Source organism: Nocardioides sp. (assembly GCF_035576065.1).
Lineage (GTDB): Bacteria > Actinomycetota > Actinomycetes > Propionibacteriales > Nocardioidaceae > Nocardioides.
The window spans coordinates 19539-37725 of the sequence record NZ_DATLWX010000001.1; the positions used below are offsets into that span (position 1 = coordinate 19539).

An 18187-nucleotide genomic window follows, 5' to 3' on the forward strand; every position below is an offset into this window, starting at 1 on the left:
GATGGGTAAGGGCATGAACATCAAGAAGGGCGACACCGTCAAGGTCATCGCCGGCAAGGACAAGGGCGCCCAGGGCAAGGTCATCTCGGTGCTCCGCGAGGAGCAGCGCGTGATCGTCGAGGGTGTCAACCGCATCAAGCGGCACACGAAGGCTGTCCAGGGTGGCAACACCGGCGGGATCATCACCGCCGAGGCCCCCATCCACGTCAGCAACGTGATGCTCGTCGAGGGTGACGGCGTCACCCGCGTCGCGTTCCGTCGCGACGAGGTGACCAAGCGTCGCGCCGACGGTTCGACGTACCCCGCAGAGCGCAGCGTTCGCGTCTCGCGCAAGACCGGTAAGGAGATCTGAGATGGCTGAGACCACCCAGACCACCGAGATCCCCCGCCTCAAGGCTCGCTACCGCGCCGAGATCATCCCCGCGCTGCAGTCCGAGTTCGAGATCGCCAACATCATGCAGGTCCCCGGCCTGACCAAGATCGTGGTCAACATGGGTGTGGGCGAGGCTGCCCGCGACTCCAAGCTGATCGAAGGCGCGATCAAGGACCTGACCGCGATCACCGGCCAGAAGCCGTCGGTGACCAAGGCCCGCAAGTCGATCGCCCAGTTCAAGCTGCGCGAGGGTATGCCCATCGGTGCCCACGTCACGCTGCGCGGCGACCGCATGTGGGAGTTCCTCGACCGTCTGCTGTCCCTGGCGCTTCCTCGTATCCGCGACTTCCGTGGCCTCAGCGGCCAGCAGTTCGACGGCCGCGGCAACTACACCTTCGGTCTGACCGAGCAGGTCATGTTCCACGAGATCGACCAGGACAAGATCGACCGCTCGCGCGGCATGGACATCACGGTCGTCACGACCGCGACCAACGATGACGAGGGTCGCGCTCTGCTCAAGCAGCTCGGCTTCCCCTTCAAGGAGGAGAACTGACATGGCGAAGACTTCGCTGAAGGTCAAGGCCGCTCGCAAGCCCAAGTTTGCGGTCCGGGGCTACACCCGCTGCCAGCGCTGCGGGCGCCCCAAGGCCGTCTACCGCAAGTTCGGCCTGTGCCGGATCTGCCTGCGCGAGATGGCGCACCGTGGCGAGCTGCCCGGCGTGACCAAGTCCTCCTGGTAACCGACCACTTCTTTCACTTCAAACGATCGCTGCAGGTCGCACCTGAGATGCAGGTGCGAAACCACGGTGGAGAAAGGGCCTCACGGCCATGACGATGACTGACCCGATCGCAGACATGCTCACGCGTCTGCGTAACGCCAACCAGGCGTACCACGACGAGGTGTCGATGCCTTTCAGCAAGATGAAGGCCGGCCTCGCCGAGATCCTCCAGCAGGAGGGTTACATCACGTCCTTCGACGTGAAGGAGCCTACTGAGAACGAGGTCGGCAAGACGCTGATCGTCACCCTCAAGTACGGCCGCAACCGCGAGCGCTCCATCGCCGGGGTCCGCCGCATCAGCAAGCCCGGTCTGCGGGTCTACGCCAAGAGCACGGGTCTTCCCAAGGTGCTCGGCGGGCTGGGTGTCGCGATCATCTCGACGAGCCAGGGTCTCCTGACCGACCGCCAGGCCAACCAGAAGGGCGTGGGCGGAGAAGTCCTCGCCTACGTCTGGTAATCCGGACTACAAGACCAGAAGGAGAAACGAAGCATGTCGCGTATTGGCAAGCTCCCCATCCCGGTCCCGTCCGGTGTCGATGTAGCCATCGACGAGGCGACGGTCACCGTCAAGGGCCCGAAGGGCACCCTGAGCCACACCGTGGCCAACCCCATCGTGGTGGCGAAGAACGACGACGGTGTGCTGGAGGTCAAGCGTCCGGACGACGACCGCGTCAGCCGCTCGCTGCACGGCCTGACCCGCACCCTGATCCACAACATGGTCGTGGGTGTCACCGACGGCTACGAGAAGAAGCTCGAGATCGTGGGCGTGGGTTACCGCGTCCTGCCCAAGGGCCCCACGCAGCTCGAGTTCCAGCTCGGCTACTCCCACTCGATCGTGTTCGACGCGCCTGAGGGCATCACCTTCACCACTGAGGGACCGACCAAGCTCGGCGTCGTCGGCATCGACAAGCAGCTCGTCGGTGAGGTCGCAGCGAAGATCCGCAAGCTGCGCAAGCCGGAGCCCTACAAGGGCAAGGGCGTTCGTTACTCCGGCGAGCACATCCGCCGCAAGGTCGGAAAGGCCGGTAAGTGACATGGCTATCTCACTGTCAAACAACAAGCACACCGCTGGTCGCGTCAAGTCGCGTCTGCGTCGTCAGGTCCGAGGCCGCAAGCGCGTGTCCGGCACTGCCGAGCGTCCGCGCCTGGTCGTGACCAAGTCGGCCAAGCACTTGTCCGTCCAGGTCGTCGACGACCTGCAGGGTGCAACCCTGGCCTACGCCTCCACGATGGAGGCCGACGTCCGCGGCACCGACGGCGACAAGACTGCCAAGGCCGTCAAGGTCGGTGAGCTCGTTGCCGAGCGCGCCAAGGCCGCTGGCATCGACGCGGTCGTCTTCGACCGCGCCGGCAACAAATACCACGGTCGCATCGCGGCCCTTGCGGACGCCGCCCGTGAGGGCGGACTGTCCTTCTGATCGCTAGTCAACGCGGTAAGAGAGAGAACTTAGATATGGAGCACATCTCATGAGCGGAGCCCAGCGCGGACAGCGCAGCGGTGGCTCGGGCGACCGTCGTCAGCGTGACGACCGTCGCGGTGGCGGACCCGAAAAGTCCGTCTACATCGAGCGCGTCGTAGCGATCAACCGAGTCGCCAAGGTCGTCAAGGGTGGACGTCGCTTCAGCTTCACCGCCCTGGTCATCGTCGGAGACGGCGACGGCATGGTCGGCGTCGGCTACGGCAAGGCCAAGGAAGTGCCCGCGGCGATCGCCAAGGGTGTCGAGGAGGCGAAGAAGAGCTTCTTCCGCGTCCCCCGCATCCAGGGCACCATCCCGCACCCGGTCCAGGGCGAGAAGGCGGCAGGCGTCGTCCTGCTCCGTCCCGCGTCCCCCGGTACCGGCGTCATCGCCGGTGGGCCGGTGCGCGCCGTGCTCGAGTGCGCCGGCATCCACGACGTCCTCAGCAAGTCGCTGGGATCGTCCAACCAGATCAACATCGTCCACGCGACTGTCGCGGCGCTGCAGATGCTCGAGGAGCCCGAAGCCGTGGCTGCTCGTCGCGGTCTCACCGTCGAGCAGGTCACCCCGGCTGCGATCCTCAAGGCTCGCGAAGCCGGTCGTGCCGAAGCCGCAGCAGCTGCTGCCGCGGGGGTGTCCTCCTGATGGCACAGCTCAAAGTCCAGCAACTGAAGTCCACGATCGGCTGCAAGGCCAACCAGCGCGACACGATGCGATCGCTCGGTCTCAAGCGCATTGGTGACGTGGTCGTCAAGGAGGACCGCCCGGAGATCCGCGGCATGGTCCAGACGGTCCGTCACCTGGTGACGGTCGAGGAGGTCGACTGATGACGCTCAAACTGCATCACCTGCGCCCAGCACCCGGCGCCAAGACTGCCAAGACCCGCGTCGGTCGTGGTGAGGGCTCCAAGGGCAAGACGGCCGGACGTGGCACCAAGGGCACCAAGGCCCGCTACCAGGTCCCGGTCGCCTTCGAGGGTGGCCAGATGCCCATCCACATGCGCCTGCCCAAGCTCAAGGGCTTCCGCAACCCGTTCAAGGTGGAGTTCCAGGTCGTCAACCTCGACAAGCTGAGCGCTCTGTTCCCCGAGGGTGGACAGGTCACCATCGAGGACCTGATCGCCAAGGGCGCCGTCCGCAAGGGCCACCCCGTCAAGGTGCTCGGCCTCGGCGAGATCTCGGTCGCGGTCCAGCTCAGCGTCAACGCGTTCTCGGGCTCCGCCAAGGAGAAGATCGAGTCCGCTGGCGGCACCATCACGGTGGTCTGAGGACCATCACCCAGCATCAGTAGAACGCGGCCCGGTCGAACAGTGGGAACTGTGCGGCCGGGTTTGCGCGTTCACCGGGGAAGGCCGACGGTGTCCACACTGTTAGGCTTCCCCGGGCCCTCACGGAGGTAGTCCCAAGGGTTTCATCGCCGAGGCAGGTCCCCTGCTGCGTCGGCAACGTCCACGAAAGAGGATCCTGTGCTCAGCGCGTTCGCCAACGCTTTCCGCACGCCGGACCTGCGGCGCAAGCTGCTGTTCGTCCTGCTGATCGTCATGGTCTTCCGGCTCGGCTCGCAAGTGCCGACCCCTGGTGTCAATGTCGCCAACGTCCAGTCGTGCCTGGCCGACGTGGAGGACAGCGGGCTCTACCAGCTCGTCAACCTGTTCTCGGGCGGTGCCCTGCTCCAGCTCACGATCTTCGCGCTGGGGATCATGCCCTACATCACCGCGAGCATCATTCTCCAGCTGCTCGTCGTGGTCATCCCACGACTCGAGGCGCTGAAGAAGGAGGGCCAGTCGGGGCAGACCAAGATCACCCAGTACACCCGCTACCTCACCCTCGGGCTCGCGCTCCTGCAGGCGACCGGCATCGTGGCCCTCGCTCGCTCGGGCAACCTGCTCCAGGGCTGTGAGCGCGACCTGCTCCACAGCAACAGCACGTCCACCTTCCTGACGATGGTCATCACCATGACCGCCGGCACGGCCGTCATCATGTGGCTCGGTGAGCTCGTCACCGACCGCGGCATCGGCAACGGCATGTCGATCCTGATCTTCTGCCAGGTCGTCGCCACCTTCCCGGCCTCGCTCTGGCGCGTCCAGCAGACCGAGGGCCCGTGGGTCTTCGGCATCGTGATGCTGATCGGGCTGGTCCTCGTGGCCGCGGTCATCTTCATCGAGCAGGCGCAGCGGCGCATCCCGGTTCAGTACGCCCGTCGCATGGTCGGCCGCAAGATGTTCGGCGGCTCGTCGACGTACATCCCGCTCAAGGTCAACCAGGCCGGCATCATCCCGGTCATCTTCGCCAGCTCGCTGCTCTACCTGCCGGCGATGGCGGTGCAGTTCAACCAGACGAGCAGCTCACCCGTGCTGCAGTTCATCAACAAGTACCTCGTCGGCGGCGACCACCCGATCTACATGGCGGTCTACTTCCTGCTCATCATCTTCTTCACCTACTTCTACGTCTCCATCACCTTCAACCCCGAAGAGGTGGCGGACAACATGAAGAAGTACGGCGGGTTCATCCCCGGGATCCGTGCGGGCAGGCCGACCGAGGACTATCTCGCCTATGTCTTGTCGCGCATCACCTTCCCCGGAGCGCTCTACCTCGGCCTCATCTCGCTCATCCCGCTGATCGCGATCGTGCTGGTCAACGCCGACCAGAGCTTCCCCTTCGGCGGCACCTCGATCCTGATCATGGTCGGCGTCGCGCTGGACACGGTCAAGCAGATCGAGAGCCAGCTCCAGCAGCGAAACTACGAAGGGTTCCTGCGCTAAATGAGGCTGATCATGATGGGCCCGCCCGGCGCGGGGAAGGGCACGCAGGCGAAGTTCATCGCCGAGCACTTCGACATCCCCGCCGTCTCCACCGGGGACATCTTCCGGGCCAACGTCTCCCAGGGCACCGCGCTGGGCGTCAAGGCCAAGGAATACATGGATGCGGGGGAGTACGTCCCGGACGAGGTCACCAACGAGATGGTCCGCAACCGGATCCAGGAGCCCGACGCCGACAAGGGGTTCCTGCTGGACGGCTATCCCCGGACGCTGGCCCAGGTCGAGGAGCTCGACTCCATGATCAAGTTCACCGGTCACGCGCTGGACGCGGTCGTCGTCCTGACCGTCGACCAGGACGAGGTCGTCGAGCGACTGCTGCAACGCGCCGAGATCGACGGCCGGACCGACGACACCGCTGAGGTCATCCGGCGGCGACAAGAGCTCTACGGCGAGGAGACCGCGCCGCTGATCGAGGTCTACCGCGATCGCGGCCTGCTCATCGAGGTCGACGGGTTGGGTGAGGTCGAGGACGTCACCCAGCGCATCTTCGACGCCCTCGACGTCGTGCCCCAGAGCTGACCCCCACCCGGTGTTCAGCAACCGCGGCCTGGAGATCAAGACCCCGGCCCAGATCGACAAGATGCGCATCGCCGGACTGTTGGTCGGCGAGACGCTGGAGCTGTTGCGGGCCTCGGCGCGTCCTGGTGTGACCACAGGCGAGCTCGACGCGATCGCCGAGACCAACATCCGCGACCACGGCGGCATCCCGTCGTTCAAGGGCTACAGCCAACCGCCGTTCCCCGCCACCATCTGCGCGTCGGTCAACGACGAGGTGGTGCACGGCATCCCGGGCGACCGGACCCTGCGCGACGGCGACATCATCTCCATCGACTGCGGCGCCATCGTCGACGGCTGGCACGGTGACGCGGCCATCACGGTCGCGATCGGCGAGATCGCCCCCGAGGTCACCGAGCTGCTGCGCGTCACCGAGGAGGCCCTCTGGCAGGGCATGGTTGCGGCGCGCCTGGGCGGGCGGGTCAGCGACATCTCCCACGCGGTCGAGCGCCACGTCCGCGGCCAGGGCTCGTACGGCATCCTCGAGGACTACACCGGGCACGGCATCGGCAGCGAGATGCACATGGCGCCCAACGTGCCCAACGTCGGCAAGCCGGGCAGGGGGGCGACGCTGGTCGAGGGCCTGGCCCTGGCCGTCGAGCCGATGGTGACCCTGGGCACGAAGGAGACCGATCTCCTCGACGACGAGTGGACCGTGACGACGGCTGACGGATCGATGGCCGCGCACTTCGAGCACACCTTCACCCTCACCACTGCCGGCCCGTGGGTGCTGACGGCAATCGACGGCGGTGCCGCCCGACTGGCCGAGCTCGGAGTCTCGTTCGGCGGTCGATGACCGGGTCCGCTGTGCGTCGCGATTTCGACCACGTGCGGAGGCCCGTGTCAGACTGACGCGGCAGGAGGGGAGTATTCCCCCGTGATGGTGTCGTCAGTACGGAGCGGGCGCGAGCCCGCACCCGGTGCCATCGGTTCGCGCCAGCGGCGTTGAGCGGAAGAGACCTCCGGCACGGCCGCCCCGGCGCGGTGTCGGTGTTCGCACATCCCCCTTCCCTTCCGTAGGAGCAACCTCGTGGACGTCCCCACCTGGGTCTGGATCGCCACTGGCGTGGTGACCATCGCCGTCTTCACCTTCGACCTCGCAGTGGTCGGCCGCCGACCGCACGAGCCGAGCATGAAGGAGTGCGCCGCCTACCTGTCGATCTACGTCGGCATGGCCGTGATCTTCGGCCTTGGTGTCTGGTATTCGTCCGGCGGGACCTACGCGCTCGAGTTCTACTCCGGCTGGCTGGTCGAGTACTCCCTCTCGATCGACAACCTCTTCATCTTCATCATCATCATGGCGAAGTTCGCGGTGCCCCGCGAGCTCCAGCAGTACGCCCTGATGATCGGCATCGTCATGGCGCTCGTCATGCGCGCGATCTTCATCGCCGTGGGCGCAGCCGCGATCAGCAATTTCAGCTGGATCTTCTACCTCTTCGGCATCTTCCTCATCTACACCGCGATCAAGCTGGCCAAGGAGGGGGCCGAGGACGAGGACGAGGACGAGTTCGAGGAGAACAAGCTCGTCGCCTTCATCGAGCGCCGCTTCCCGGCGACCTCGGAGTGGCACGGCAAGAGCCTGTTCATCACGGGTGAGAACGCCAAGCGGATGATCACCCCGATGTTCATCGTGATCCTGACCCTCGGGACCACCGACCTGCTCTTCGCGCTCGACTCGATCCCGGCGATCTTCGGCATCACCAAGGAGCCCTACCTGGTGCTCACGGCCAACATCTTCGCGCTGATGGGCCTGCGCCAGCTCTACTTCCTCATCGGTGGACTGCTGCAGCGCCTGATCTACCTGTCCTACGGGCTGGCCTTCCTGCTCGCGTTCATCGGCGTGAAGCTGTTCATGCACGCCCTGCACGAGAACGAGCTGCCGTTCATCAATGGCGGCGAGCACCTCGACTACGCCTGGCTCGAGATCCCGATCTGGCTCTCGCTGGTCGTCATCCTCGCGACGTTGGCGATCACCGCGGTGCTGTCGCTGTGGGCGTCGAGCCGCATGTCGGCGGCGGAGCAGGACGCCAAGTCCGGTCCGCGCCGCGACTGGGACGACGACTAGGGCCGGGGCTGACGTCGACCAGCAGCTGGTCGGCGTACGCGCCTGATCGTGCAGATCAGGGCACGCATCTGTCGGCTGTCGGAGATTCGTCGGAGCCACGCACCTGTCGCACCTCGAGGCACACCGCGTCGGCGCTCTCGAACCGCACGGACAGCTTGTTCGTGCGTTCGAAGCCGTCGACCCCTGTTTGCTGCCAGATCCACCTGTCGCCCGGCTCGACACCCTCCTGACCGTCCCAACGGAAGACGACCGTGTTGCCGGTGCGCTCACCGCTGAGGGTCGGCGGCTTGGTCAGGGAATCGACGAGCAACGGGGCGGGAGTGGAGGCCGTCGGGGTGGGTGTCGGCTCCGGGTCGTCGCGACCACGGTCGGCGAAGACGAGCCCGCCGATCATGACGGCCGCTGCGACGAGACCGACCACGGCCCAGACGAGGGCGGGGGTGCTCTTCTCCGGCTCGGCCTCGGGCTCGCTCTGGGCGGTGGAGATCCGATGGGGTGCGGAGGCGGAGATCACGGTGACCGCCTTCATCACCGTCCGGTCCTCCTCGGGCTCGGGGCCGGGGGCCCGGACGGAGGTGTCAGGGCGGTCGCCCTCGACCGCGACCGCGGTCCGCGACCAGTTGGCCGCGGTCTCGATCTGCTGCAGGCTCCGCGCCAGCTCGAGGGCGCTCTGCGGGCGATGGGCCGGGTTCTTGGCCAGGCACTGCTGCAGAAGACGGTCGAGCGCGGGCGGCACGTCGGACCGTTGGGTGGCCGGCGGGGCGGCGTGCAGGATGCGGGCGCTCAGTGCGCGGGTCGAGTTGTCACCTGCCGGGATGGAGAACGGCGACCGGCCGACCAGCAGGTGCCAGATCGTGGCGCCCAGGGAATAGACGTCGGAGGCGACCGAGCCGTTGGACCGCCCGTCGAGCAGCTCCGGCGGCGACCACGGATAGGAGATCCGGACGTCGCTCTCGCCGGCGACGTCGGCGATGTGGCCCGCGATCCCGAAGTCGGTGAGGGCAGGTTCGTGGTAGGTCGTGACCAGCACGTTGCTGGGCTTGATGTCGCGGTGCAGGATGCCGGACCGGTGGGCCGTCTCGATGGCGCTGGCCAGCTTGATGCCGGTGCTGACGGCGTCCACGACCGCCATCGGGTTGGAGCGCACGCGCATGCCCAGGTCGGGTGGTGGGCAGTAGCGCATCACCAGGTAGGGACGCTCGCCCTCGAGCGTGACGCCGGCGGTGATCACCGAGACGATGTAGGGGTGGTCGGCCAGGCGAGCCATGGCGTTCGCCTCGGCCGTGAAGAGCTGCTTCTCCCTGTCGTTGAGGGGTACGTCGGGGCGCACCACCTTGACGGCGACGCGCTGACGGGGCCACTGCTGCTCGTAGAGGAAGACGTCGGCGAAACCGCCACTGCCGAGGTGCTCGACGAATGTGAAGCCAGCGATGACGGGTGCACTCATCGGGCACTCACCGCGGCACCACCGGACCGACCTCGAAACGGACCTCGTAGACCTCGGCCAGGTCCAGGCTGGCTCCCGGCTCGAGCACGTAGGCCTCGCCGGAGCGCATCTGTTCGGGAGCGCGGCCTGGCATGGTGAGCATCGTGCCACCTCGCGAGTCCAGGTCGCGCGCCAGTACCAACCAGCCGTCGAGCTCGATGTGCAGGTGCATGCGCGAGACGAAGGTGTGGTCGGCGGGCAGGTGCACCAGGTGTGGCCAGTCGGAGCTGTCCTCGAGGGGGGCCGGCTTCCGGCCGAGCACGACGCCGCGGTCGAGCGGGACCACCTCGCCGGTCGGCAGGCGCAGCCCGCCCAGTGGCGGGCGAGGCACCCGGCGCGGCTCCTGGGGAGCGACGGGCTGACGGCAGATGCGGCACATCCTGCTGTCAGCAGGGGTGAGGTGTCCCGAGGAGCAGCTGATCGCCAGCACCGTGTCGTTGGTGCCGTGCCGCAGGTGCGACGCGAGATCGGGTCGGTGGACCGTCGACCCGTCGTGGTCGTCGGGAACCTCGGGGCTGTCGGCAACCTCCTCCTGCGGCGGGTGGATCGTGGCGTGGGTCCCCTCATAGACGCGCTCGACAAAGCCTGGGTCGGGTTCGGTGGTGTCCGTCAGGGACCCGGTGTCGGCGGAGGGCTCGAGGTCGTCCTCAGCCCGCGGTGAGCCTCGACGACGCGGACGCAGAGGCGGGCCGTCGGGTCCGGTGGCGGCAAGGATGGCTTCGGGGATGCCGTCGATCAGCAGCCCGCCCGGCGGCGGCGGTGGCGCGCTCGCGATGGGCGGGGGGACCGACTTGTGGGCGAGCGGCTTCAGGGTCGCGCGGGCGGCCGACACCACGCCCCCTGTCAGGCGACGCGCCCGGGGTGGCGATGCGAGGTCGGCGCCGCCGTCCAGGGAGAGGATCCGGTCCGCACCGGAGATGCGTACGTGACCACGCCCGCGTGAGATGACGGTCGCGGCGCCCCCGCCCAGGTCGGCGACAGCCAGCGCAGGCGGGTCGCCGCCGAAGGCCTTTTCCACGATGGACAGGACCCGCTCGGTCGTCGTCGAAGCATCGCTCGCGCCGCTCTCCGAGAGCACGGCCCACAGCTCGTCCAGGACGTCATCGTCGCCGGGGTCCGTCACGAGCACCCAGTGGCCTCCGACCCCGAGGAGGACACCGTCGCCGGGGACATACGTGGTCTCCACGACCATGCCGGTCTCCTCTCCCCGTCCAGCGGCCACTGCGACCCATAGTGTCGCGCTCGTCGCCGACGAGGTGCCACTTTGTCTCAACTTGTCTTGAAGCGCACACCTACATACGCTCCACGTGCAATGTTGAGGTGTCGAAACATTGCGTGGCCAGGGGGATCGAAGTGGGACGCACGGGTTTCGTCGCACGGCACAAGGTCGCCGTGGCGTCCAACACCGCCCTCGTGCTGGCCGCCGCAGCCGTGCTGGCCTACGCCGTTGCGGCCGACGGATACCAGGCCCACGAGGCGCAGCTCAACGATGGCGGCATCTGGGTCGTCAACGGGGACAGCGGGATCCACGGCCGCATCAACAAGCCGATCAACCAGCTCGACACGAGCGTCCTGAGCGACGGTGGTGAGGACCGGCCCCTCGACGTCGTCCAGGACGGTGCAGCAGTCCTCGCGATCGACCGCAAGGCCAGCACCGCCCAGGTCATCGATCCGTTCGCGTCCAAACTCGACGCCGCGGCCAAGGTGTCCATCCCCTCCGAGAGCGACCAGCAGGCCGCGGGCGGCACGTTCGCCTCGATCGATCCCGAGACAGGCGACCTGTGGGCCGTCCAGCTCGATCCGCAGCGCGGACGGCCCGTGATCACCTCCCTCGACGCGCAGTCCGACCCGTTGGCGTCCGTCGGTGAGGGTGCGGCACTGGCGGTCAGCCAGTCCGGCACCGTCGTCGCCACCTCTGGCGAGGAGGGCACGGTCACCTATGTGGTGACGGCCGGCGACGGCTTCGCCAAGCCCCGCACCGAGGACCTCCCAGCCGCGGCGGGCGCTCCCACGGCCGTGACCACGGTCGGCGACCAGGTCGTCACCTTCGACGCAGTCACCGGTCAGCTGAGTGTGATCGGTGCGGGCAGCGCGACGTTGGCACTCGACGCCGTGCTGCAGCAGCCCGGTCCGTCGGCTTCCTCGGTCCTGGTGGCCACCCACGACCAGCTGATGGAGGTCAACCTCGCGACCGGGACGACCACTGTGGTCATCGACGGGCCCAACGGGAAGCCGGCCGAGCCCGTGCGCCTCGGAGCCTGCTCGTACGCCGCCTGGTCCCGCGGGCTCGGGGAGGTCGCCATCCGCTGCGGTGACGACGAGGCCACGCCCACCACCCTGGGCGGGCAGGCGAGTGAGCTGACGTTCCGCCTCAACCGCGGCGAGATCGTGCTCAACGACAACAAGAGCGGCGCGGTGTGGGACATCGACGCCCCCGAGCCCGAGCGGATCGACAACTGGAACGCCTTCACCAGCAGCAAGCAGGTGCAGGACGAGGACAAGAAGAGCGAGGAGCAGACCTCCGGGGATCGCACTCCGCCCAAGGCGCAGCCCGATGAGTACGGCGCACGCGCTGGCCGCACGACGATCCTGCACCCGCTCGACAACGACTCCGCCCCTCAGGGCCGGCTGCTGAGCATCATCGACATCGACCAGCCGACGGGGGGAGCGTCCGCGCAGATCAGTCCCGACGGCCAGACGATCGTCCTCAAGGTGCCCGGCGGGGCCCGCAACACCTCGTTCGACTACACGATCGACGACGGCCGCAGCAACTTCACCGACCACGCGACCGTCACCGTCAAGGTCCGCGGCGACGCCGAGAACGAGCAACCGACCCTGCGGGAGGGCTTCGAGTCGCGGCGGTGGCACGTGCCTGCCGCGGGGTCCCTGACCGTGCCGGTGCTCTCGGACTGGCGTGATGACACGGACGGCGACGCCCTCGTCCTCGACAGCGCGGTCGCGCTCGGGGTCGGCGAGTCGGGCGCGTCCGCCCGCACCACCTCGGACGGGCGGGTCCGGTTCACCGGCTCCCCCGAGGGAGGCGAGACGGTCCAGGTCGAGGTGACTGTCAGCGACGGCCGGTCGGCCCCCGTCCCGCAGACGCTGACCTTCGACGTACAGGAGAAGTCCGACCGCAAGAAGATTCCGGCCAGCGCGGAGCCGGACGTCGTGCGCGGTGAGGTCGGGACGCCGATCAAGATCCGACCGCTGCTCAACGACCTGCCGGGGTCTGATCCGAGCACGCCATACGCAGACCTGGCGCTGGGAGGGAAGATCCCTGCCCAGCCGGGCGCCACCATCAGGACCGACGTGGAGAGCGGCATCATCACGTTCGTCGGCGACCGACCCGGGACCTACTTCCTGGACTACGAGGCGGCCTTCGGCTTCGCCGAGCTGGACCGCGAGACCATCCGAGTCGACGTGCTCCCCGCGCCCAAGACCCCGGGCGCCCCGATCACCATGCCGGACACCCTGACCGTCTACGGCCAGGCGGCTGGCGTCGTCGACGTGCTGGCCAACGACGTGGACCCGGCGGGTGGACTGCTCGTGGTGCAGCGCGCGTTCGCCGACAACCCCGACGTCGACGTTGCCGTCATCGACGGCCGCTGGTTGAGGATCTCCGCGCCTCAAGGACGGCTGTCGCCCAACCCGCAGCTGGTTCGCTACACCGTCAGCAACGGCGCCACCTCCGGCATCGAGGGCGAGGTCTCCGTCAGTCACCGCCCGGTCCCCGGGGACAACACACCGGTGACGACCGTCGACCGGGTGCACGTGCGTAGCGGCAGCTCGGTCACCGTGCCCGTGCTCGACAACGACATCGCGCCTTCGGGGGATCGGCTGACCCTCGTGAGCGACACCCTCCAGGGCGTGCCCGGTGAGCTCAAGATCGACGTGGCGGGAGACGTCAAGGGCGACCTCGGCACGGCCCTGGTCTCGGGTCGCAGCGTGCGCTACATCGCCCCGGACCTCAAGGAGCGCGACTCGTTCCAGGTCATCTATTTGGCGCAGTCCAGCACGGGCGAGACGACCAACGGTCTGCTCGTCGTCACCATCACGCCTCAGGACGATCCCAACACCGCGCCTGAGCCGCCCACGTTGGAGGGGCGCGCCGTGGGCGGTGCGACCATCAAGGTCCGGCTGCCCGGCAGCGGGGTCGACCCCGAGGGTGACCCGGTGACGGTGGCGGGCCTCATCTCGGCGCCCAGGTTCGGTCGGGTGTTGTCCTACGGTGGCAACTTCCTCGAATATCAGGCCTACCCACGCGCCACGGGCACCGATGAGTTCGAATACTCCGTCGTCGACAGCCACGGCGGTCTGGCCACTGGCCTGGTCAGGGTGGCGGTCGTGCCTCCGGGCTCGCCGCAGCCCCCGTTGGCAGTCGCCGACCAGCTCACGGTCGAGGCCGGCCGCACGGCCGTGTTCGACCCGTTGAGCAACGACTTCATCGCTCCCGGCGACGAGGTCAAGATCACCCTGGTGGACCCGCCTGACGGTGTCACCCTCGACCCGGAGACCGACTTGGTGTCCGTGCCCGCTCCCAAGGAGACGAGCGGCGCCTCGTCGGCCATCGTCTACTCGATCACCAACGGGATCGACGTCTCCCTGGCCACCTTGAAGGTCGAGACGGGCGACGAGTTCGAGAACCCACCTGTGGTGTACGACGCCTTCGGGCGGACCACCGACAGCGGCGGGGTGTCGGTCGACGTCCTCGAGGGCGCCTACGACCCCGACGGGGAGGCCGCCGCGCTGACGGTGACCAAGGTCTACGGCACCGAGGGCAGCCCGACGATCGAGGACGACAACCGCACGATCCGGGTCAACCGCGGACCCAACCCGATCGTCGTGCCGTTCCGGGTCGAGGACGCCAACGGCGCGGCCGCGACTGCGTCCCTCTACGTGCCTCCCACGGGCACCGGCATCCCCTACGTCAAGCCGGACGCGCTGATCGAGCTCGAGGAGGGGGGCAGTGCGGAAGGGAAGCTCTCCGACTTCATCATCAACCCATCGGGCAACTCGCTGCGACTGACCAGCGGCACCGCCGTGTCTACGTCCCCCCCGACGGACCTCGAGCCGGCACGCGTGGGCGACGACGGCTTCGAGATCTCCGCCCGCGACGGCTACCGGGGGCCCGGTGCGCTGCTGCTCGAGGTGACGACGGCGACCAACGCCGCCGGCAACGAGGACCCCCAGGACCCGACCGACGGCTTCACCGCGCTGCTCTCGATCCCGGTCCAGGTCGGCGATGACCTGCCGGTCCTGGCGTGTCCAGAGGCCACCATCCCCATCTCCGCGGGTGAGTTCAAGGACCTCGACATCGCCGCCCTGTGCAACGTGTGGACCCCGGATCCGGCGGACATGGCCAGCCTTGTCTACGAGGGCACCTGGACCCAGGAGGTCGAGGCTCTCAGCGTTGACGGCAACGGGACCCAGGTCCTTCGGGTCACCGCCGCCGACGACGCCGACCGCGGAGGGGTGGCGGCGCTCTCGATCACGGGTGGGGGCAGCGCCCCCTCCGAGATCAGGTTCCGGCTCGACAACCCGCCTCCTCCCAGCATGCTGCCGATCCCTCCCGAGCAGATGGACGCGGGCCAGAGTCGTGAGATCAACCTGGCGCCCTTCCTCAAGCCGGGTGTCGCCGAACCGAACCCGACCGTGGTGTCGATCGAGGTCGTGAGCGGTGTCGGCGTCTCGGCGAGCAGGAGCGGGTCCAGCGTCACCCTGCGTGCGTCCAAGGAAGCCAGAGGCCGTGCGGTCTTCCGGGTGGTCATGAGTGACGTGGACGACTCGTCGCCGGCGCCAGGTCGTCGCGCCGAGGGGCGTCTCGAAGTCACCTTGGCGGGCGTCCCCGGCCAGCCCGGCACGCCGTACAAGCAGGACAACGAGGAGAAGGGCGTCGCCCGCATCAGCTGGTTCGCACCGGAGGACGACGGCGGGTCACCGATCACCCACTACATCCTCAAGGAGACACGGTCGAACGACCAGATCAGGTGCCGCACCAACCTCTGCGACTACCCGGGCCTGAAGGACGGGAAGAAGTACAACTTCCGGGTGGCGGCCGTGAACAAGGTCGGCACCGGACCGTTCAGCGACTTGTCGTTGACAGCGCAGGCCGCCACGAAGCCGGGGCGGGTCGCCAGCATCAGCATGGTCGACCGGGGTGACCACACGATCACCGTCGGCTGGACGAAGCCCGCGGGCGAGAAGACGATCGAGGCCTACATGATCAGCTGGCCAGGAGGCGGGCCCGTTACGGTCGCCGGCACCAGCACGTCCCACCTCGTCGACGGCCTCGACAACAACCGGACCTACGTCTTCTCGGTCGAGGCGAAGAACAGCGTCGGCTGGTCGCCCCCCCGCCTGTCCGCACCGTTCCAGTCGATGGGGACGCCTGCTGCCCCCGCGGGGCTCACGGCGGTCGACCAGCAGAGCGGCGTGCAGTCGACGAACATCAACGCGATCTGGACCGCAACCGCGCCCGAAGGGCCGGCGCCCACGCTCTACTCGCTGTCCTACAGCGCCAACGGTGGACCGATGGTCACGGTGCCCGGGTGCGGCCGCATCCAGGCGACGAGCTGCACGCACTCGGGAGTCGTCTACGACGGCACCAACTACAACTACTACGTCCAGGCCCACAACGCCGAGAACACCTCCGTGGCGAGCGCTCCCTTCCCGATCGACGCAACGGGCAAGCCGGCCAACTGGGGCGCGTGGACGGTGGGGCCGACTGGCCAGGACACCATGGTCCGGGTCACGGCGACGGCACCGGAGCCGCGGGGCGAACTGGCCCAGGCGTCGATCCTGGTGGCCGGTCAGGTCGTGTGGACCCTGAGGGTGCAGACCGGAGCCGTCATCAACGAGGTGGTGCGGACGCCCAGCAATGAGGAGGGCTATCCGGTCCAGCTCCGCATGTGCAACGAGAACGCCGCTCGCGTCGGTTGCAGCTTCTCCGATGTGAAGTCCGTGCAGGCGTACGGGCCGTTCCGCGAATCCCATCTCAACCAGCCCACTGCAGAGGTCAGCGGCCTCACCGTCACGTGGACCATCAGCGGGACGTCGAACGGCGACCCCGCCGTCGTCGGCCTCAGGATCGACGGCGGGAGCGAGGAGATGCGGATCCAATCTGCGCCGGGGGCGTTCTCCTTCACCAAGGTCGTTGCCGTCGGCACTTACAACACCAGCACCACCATCGCGGTGCGCTTGTTCGACGACAATCCTCTAGGACGGGGCGAGACGACCGACTACCAACAGGCCGAGAGCGGAGATCCGCCGACGCCGCTGCTCTCGATCTACAAGCGGGCCTCGTGCGACGACGACGACCTCGACTCCAATGGCAACCCGATCACGTCCAACGACTGCAGCAATCTGGGGGCCGCGGGCTGCACGGACGCCCGCTGCGGCTTCCTGGGCCTGCGTGTGTCCGATGGTCGTGACGGGATCCGGTGCTCGGTGACCGACTCCGACGACCCCGCAACCGTGCGCCCCGCGCTGGACGTGTCCAACGGCGAGACCGCCACCCCCTGGTACTTCGACAACGGCCGGGTCGAGGTCACCTGCCAGTTCAGGGACCGAGGACGGCTCTACGCGACGGTCGTCTCCAGCATGGACTGGCCATAGTGACCTCTCACACCCCGACCACCAGCGTCGGATGGACGCCGGCGCATCCACCACGAGGAGCAGCATGACGATCTCGCACGAGCAGGCCGACTGGTTCAAGCAGACCTTCGACCAGCTGACCGACAACATGGAGAAGGCCGTGCTGGGCAAGCGTCACGTCGTCCGGCTCGCGCTGACGTGCCTGCTCTCCGAGGGCCACATCCTGCTGGAGGACTTCCCCGGGACGGGCAAGACCATGTTGGCGCGGGCACTGGCGAACACCGTCCAGGGCTCGCACGCCCGGATCCAGTTCACCCCCGACCTGCTTCCCTCCGACGTCACCGGCGTCACGGTCTACGACCAGCACAAGGGCACCTTCGAGTTCCACCCCGGCCCGATCTTCCACACGATCGTGCTGGCCGACGAGATCAACCGGGCTTCGCCGAAGACCCAGTCGGCCCTGCTCGAGGTGATGGAGGAGAGCCGCGTCACCGTCGACGGCGTGGCCCACTCGGTGGGTCGGCCCTTCCTGGTGATCGCCACCCAGAACCCGATCGAGCAGGCGGGGACCTACCGGCTGCCGGAGGCGCAGCTCGACCGCTTCCTGATGAAGACCTCCCTCGGCTACCCCGACCGGGCTGCGACGATCGAGCTGCTCGTCAACGCTGCCGTGCGTGACCGGGCGTCCCTGGTGACCCCGGTGATCAGCGCGGCGACGATCTCGCAGATGAGCGGGCTCGCGGACCTGGTCTACGTCGATCCCGCAGTGATCGGCTACATCGCCGAGCTGGCGGAGGAGTCGCGGCGTCAACCGCACGTCAAGCTCGGCCTCTCGGCCCGTGGGTGCCTGGCCTTCATCCGGGTCGCCAAGACCTGGGCAGCCGCGGACGGCCGCGACCACGTCGTGCCCGACGACATCAAGGAGCTCGCCGAGCCCGTGCTGTCGCACAGGTTGCTGCTCGACGCCGAGGCGCAGTTCAGCGGCGTCAGCGTCCAGACCGTCATCGGTCGTCTGCTCGACGCGGTTGCGCCGCCGACCGACCGGGTTGCCTAACCCGAG

General features: G+C 67.9%; 17 protein-coding genes. 15 read left to right on the forward strand and 2 right to left on the reverse strand.

All coding sequences use genetic code 11. From position 1 onward, the window contains the following. The first annotated feature begins 1 nt into the window (after nucleotide 1). The 13 genes from rplX to VNJ48_RS00200 all read left to right on the forward strand — a co-directional run bounded on the left by rplX (nucleotide 2) and on the right by VNJ48_RS00200 (nucleotide 8048). A complete protein-coding gene (rplX, locus tag VNJ48_RS00140) occupies nucleotides 2-352 on the forward strand; it encodes a 50S ribosomal protein L24 (RefSeq protein WP_325597889.1) in 351 nt (116 codons plus the stop codon). Between the two features lies 1 nt (nucleotide 353). After that, complete coding sequence (gene rplE, locus VNJ48_RS00145; RefSeq protein WP_297735454.1) at nucleotides 354-926, forward strand: 50S ribosomal protein L5; 573 nt, start codon at nucleotides 354-356, stop codon at nucleotides 924-926. A gap of 1 nt (nucleotide 927) precedes the next feature. Then, the gene (locus VNJ48_RS00150) at nucleotides 928-1113 is read left to right on the forward strand and encodes a type Z 30S ribosomal protein S14 (protein WP_010831721.1); all 186 of its coding nucleotides are present in this window, start codon (nucleotides 928-930) and stop codon (nucleotides 1111-1113) included. 88 nt (nucleotides 1114-1201) lie between these two features. After that, entirely contained in the window at nucleotides 1202-1609 is a 408-nt protein-coding gene (rpsH, locus tag VNJ48_RS00155) for a 30S ribosomal protein S8 (protein WP_297735459.1), read from the forward strand. A gap of 33 nt (nucleotides 1610-1642) precedes the next feature. Next, nucleotides 1643-2185 carry a 50S ribosomal protein L6 gene (rplF, locus tag VNJ48_RS00160; protein ID WP_325597894.1) on the forward strand — a complete coding sequence of 181 codons (543 nt, stop codon included), beginning with the start codon at nucleotides 1643-1645 and terminating at the stop codon, nucleotides 2183-2185. Nucleotide 2186: 1 nt separating this feature from the next. Then, the gene (gene rplR, locus VNJ48_RS00165; RefSeq protein ID WP_325597896.1) at nucleotides 2187-2570 is read left to right on the forward strand and encodes a 50S ribosomal protein L18; all 384 of its coding nucleotides are present in this window, start codon (nucleotides 2187-2189) and stop codon (nucleotides 2568-2570) included. 49 nt (nucleotides 2571-2619) lie between these two features. After that, entirely contained in the window at nucleotides 2620-3255 is a 636-nt protein-coding gene (rpsE, locus tag VNJ48_RS00170; RefSeq protein WP_325597898.1) for a 30S ribosomal protein S5, read from the forward strand. Then, on the forward strand, nucleotides 3255-3437 hold the full coding sequence (rpmD, locus tag VNJ48_RS00175) for a 50S ribosomal protein L30 (RefSeq protein WP_297735471.1): 183 nt from the start codon (nucleotides 3255-3257) through the stop codon (nucleotides 3435-3437). The genes rpsE and rpmD overlap by 1 nt, the downstream gene beginning before the upstream one ends. Beyond that, nucleotides 3437-3877 carry a 50S ribosomal protein L15 gene (rplO, locus tag VNJ48_RS00180; protein WP_325597901.1) on the forward strand — a complete coding sequence of 147 codons (441 nt, stop codon included), beginning with the start codon at nucleotides 3437-3439 and terminating at the stop codon, nucleotides 3875-3877. The genes rpmD and rplO overlap by 1 nt, the downstream gene beginning before the upstream one ends. A gap of 198 nt (nucleotides 3878-4075) precedes the next feature. Continuing rightward, complete coding sequence (secY, locus tag VNJ48_RS00185) at nucleotides 4076-5371, forward strand: preprotein translocase subunit SecY (protein ID WP_325597903.1); 1296 nt, start codon at nucleotides 4076-4078, stop codon at nucleotides 5369-5371. Continuing rightward, entirely contained in the window at nucleotides 5372-5947 is a 576-nt protein-coding gene (locus VNJ48_RS00190; protein WP_325597905.1) for an adenylate kinase, read from the forward strand. It begins immediately after the preceding gene. Nucleotides 5948-5957: 10 nt separating this feature from the next. Then, nucleotides 5958-6779, forward strand: a complete 822-nt coding sequence (map, locus tag VNJ48_RS00195) for a type I methionyl aminopeptidase (protein ID WP_325597907.1) — start codon at nucleotides 5958-5960, stop codon at nucleotides 6777-6779. A gap of 234 nt (nucleotides 6780-7013) precedes the next feature. After that, complete coding sequence (locus VNJ48_RS00200) at nucleotides 7014-8048, forward strand: TerC family protein (protein ID WP_325597909.1); 1035 nt, start codon at nucleotides 7014-7016, stop codon at nucleotides 8046-8048. Nucleotides 8049-8103: 55 nt separating this feature from the next. On the opposite strand, the gene VNJ48_RS00205 is transcribed toward VNJ48_RS00200, so the two are convergent. Together VNJ48_RS00205 and VNJ48_RS00210 are read right to left on the reverse strand one after the other, a co-directional pair. Then, on the reverse strand, nucleotides 8104-9495 hold the full coding sequence (locus VNJ48_RS00205) for a serine/threonine-protein kinase (RefSeq protein ID WP_325597911.1): 1392 nt from the start codon (nucleotides 9493-9495) through the stop codon (nucleotides 8104-8106). Between the two features lie 7 nt (nucleotides 9496-9502). Then, nucleotides 9503-10726 (reverse strand): FHA domain-containing protein, encoded by a 1224-nt coding sequence (locus VNJ48_RS00210; protein WP_325597913.1) that lies wholly within the window; start codon nucleotides 10724-10726, stop codon nucleotides 9503-9505. Nucleotides 10727-10887: 161 nt separating this feature from the next. Here VNJ48_RS00210 and VNJ48_RS00215 point away from each other — a divergent pair, with 161 nt between their 5' ends. Further along, nucleotides 10888-17148, forward strand: coding sequence for an Ig-like domain-containing protein (locus tag VNJ48_RS00215; protein WP_325597914.1), 6261 nt, complete (start codon nucleotides 10888-10890; stop codon nucleotides 17146-17148). A 64-nt stretch (nucleotides 17149-17212) separates the two neighbouring features. Further along, a complete protein-coding gene (locus VNJ48_RS00220; protein ID WP_325597916.1) occupies nucleotides 17213-18181 on the forward strand; it encodes a MoxR family ATPase in 969 nt (322 codons plus the stop codon). Nucleotides 18182-18187 lie beyond the last annotated feature (6 nt).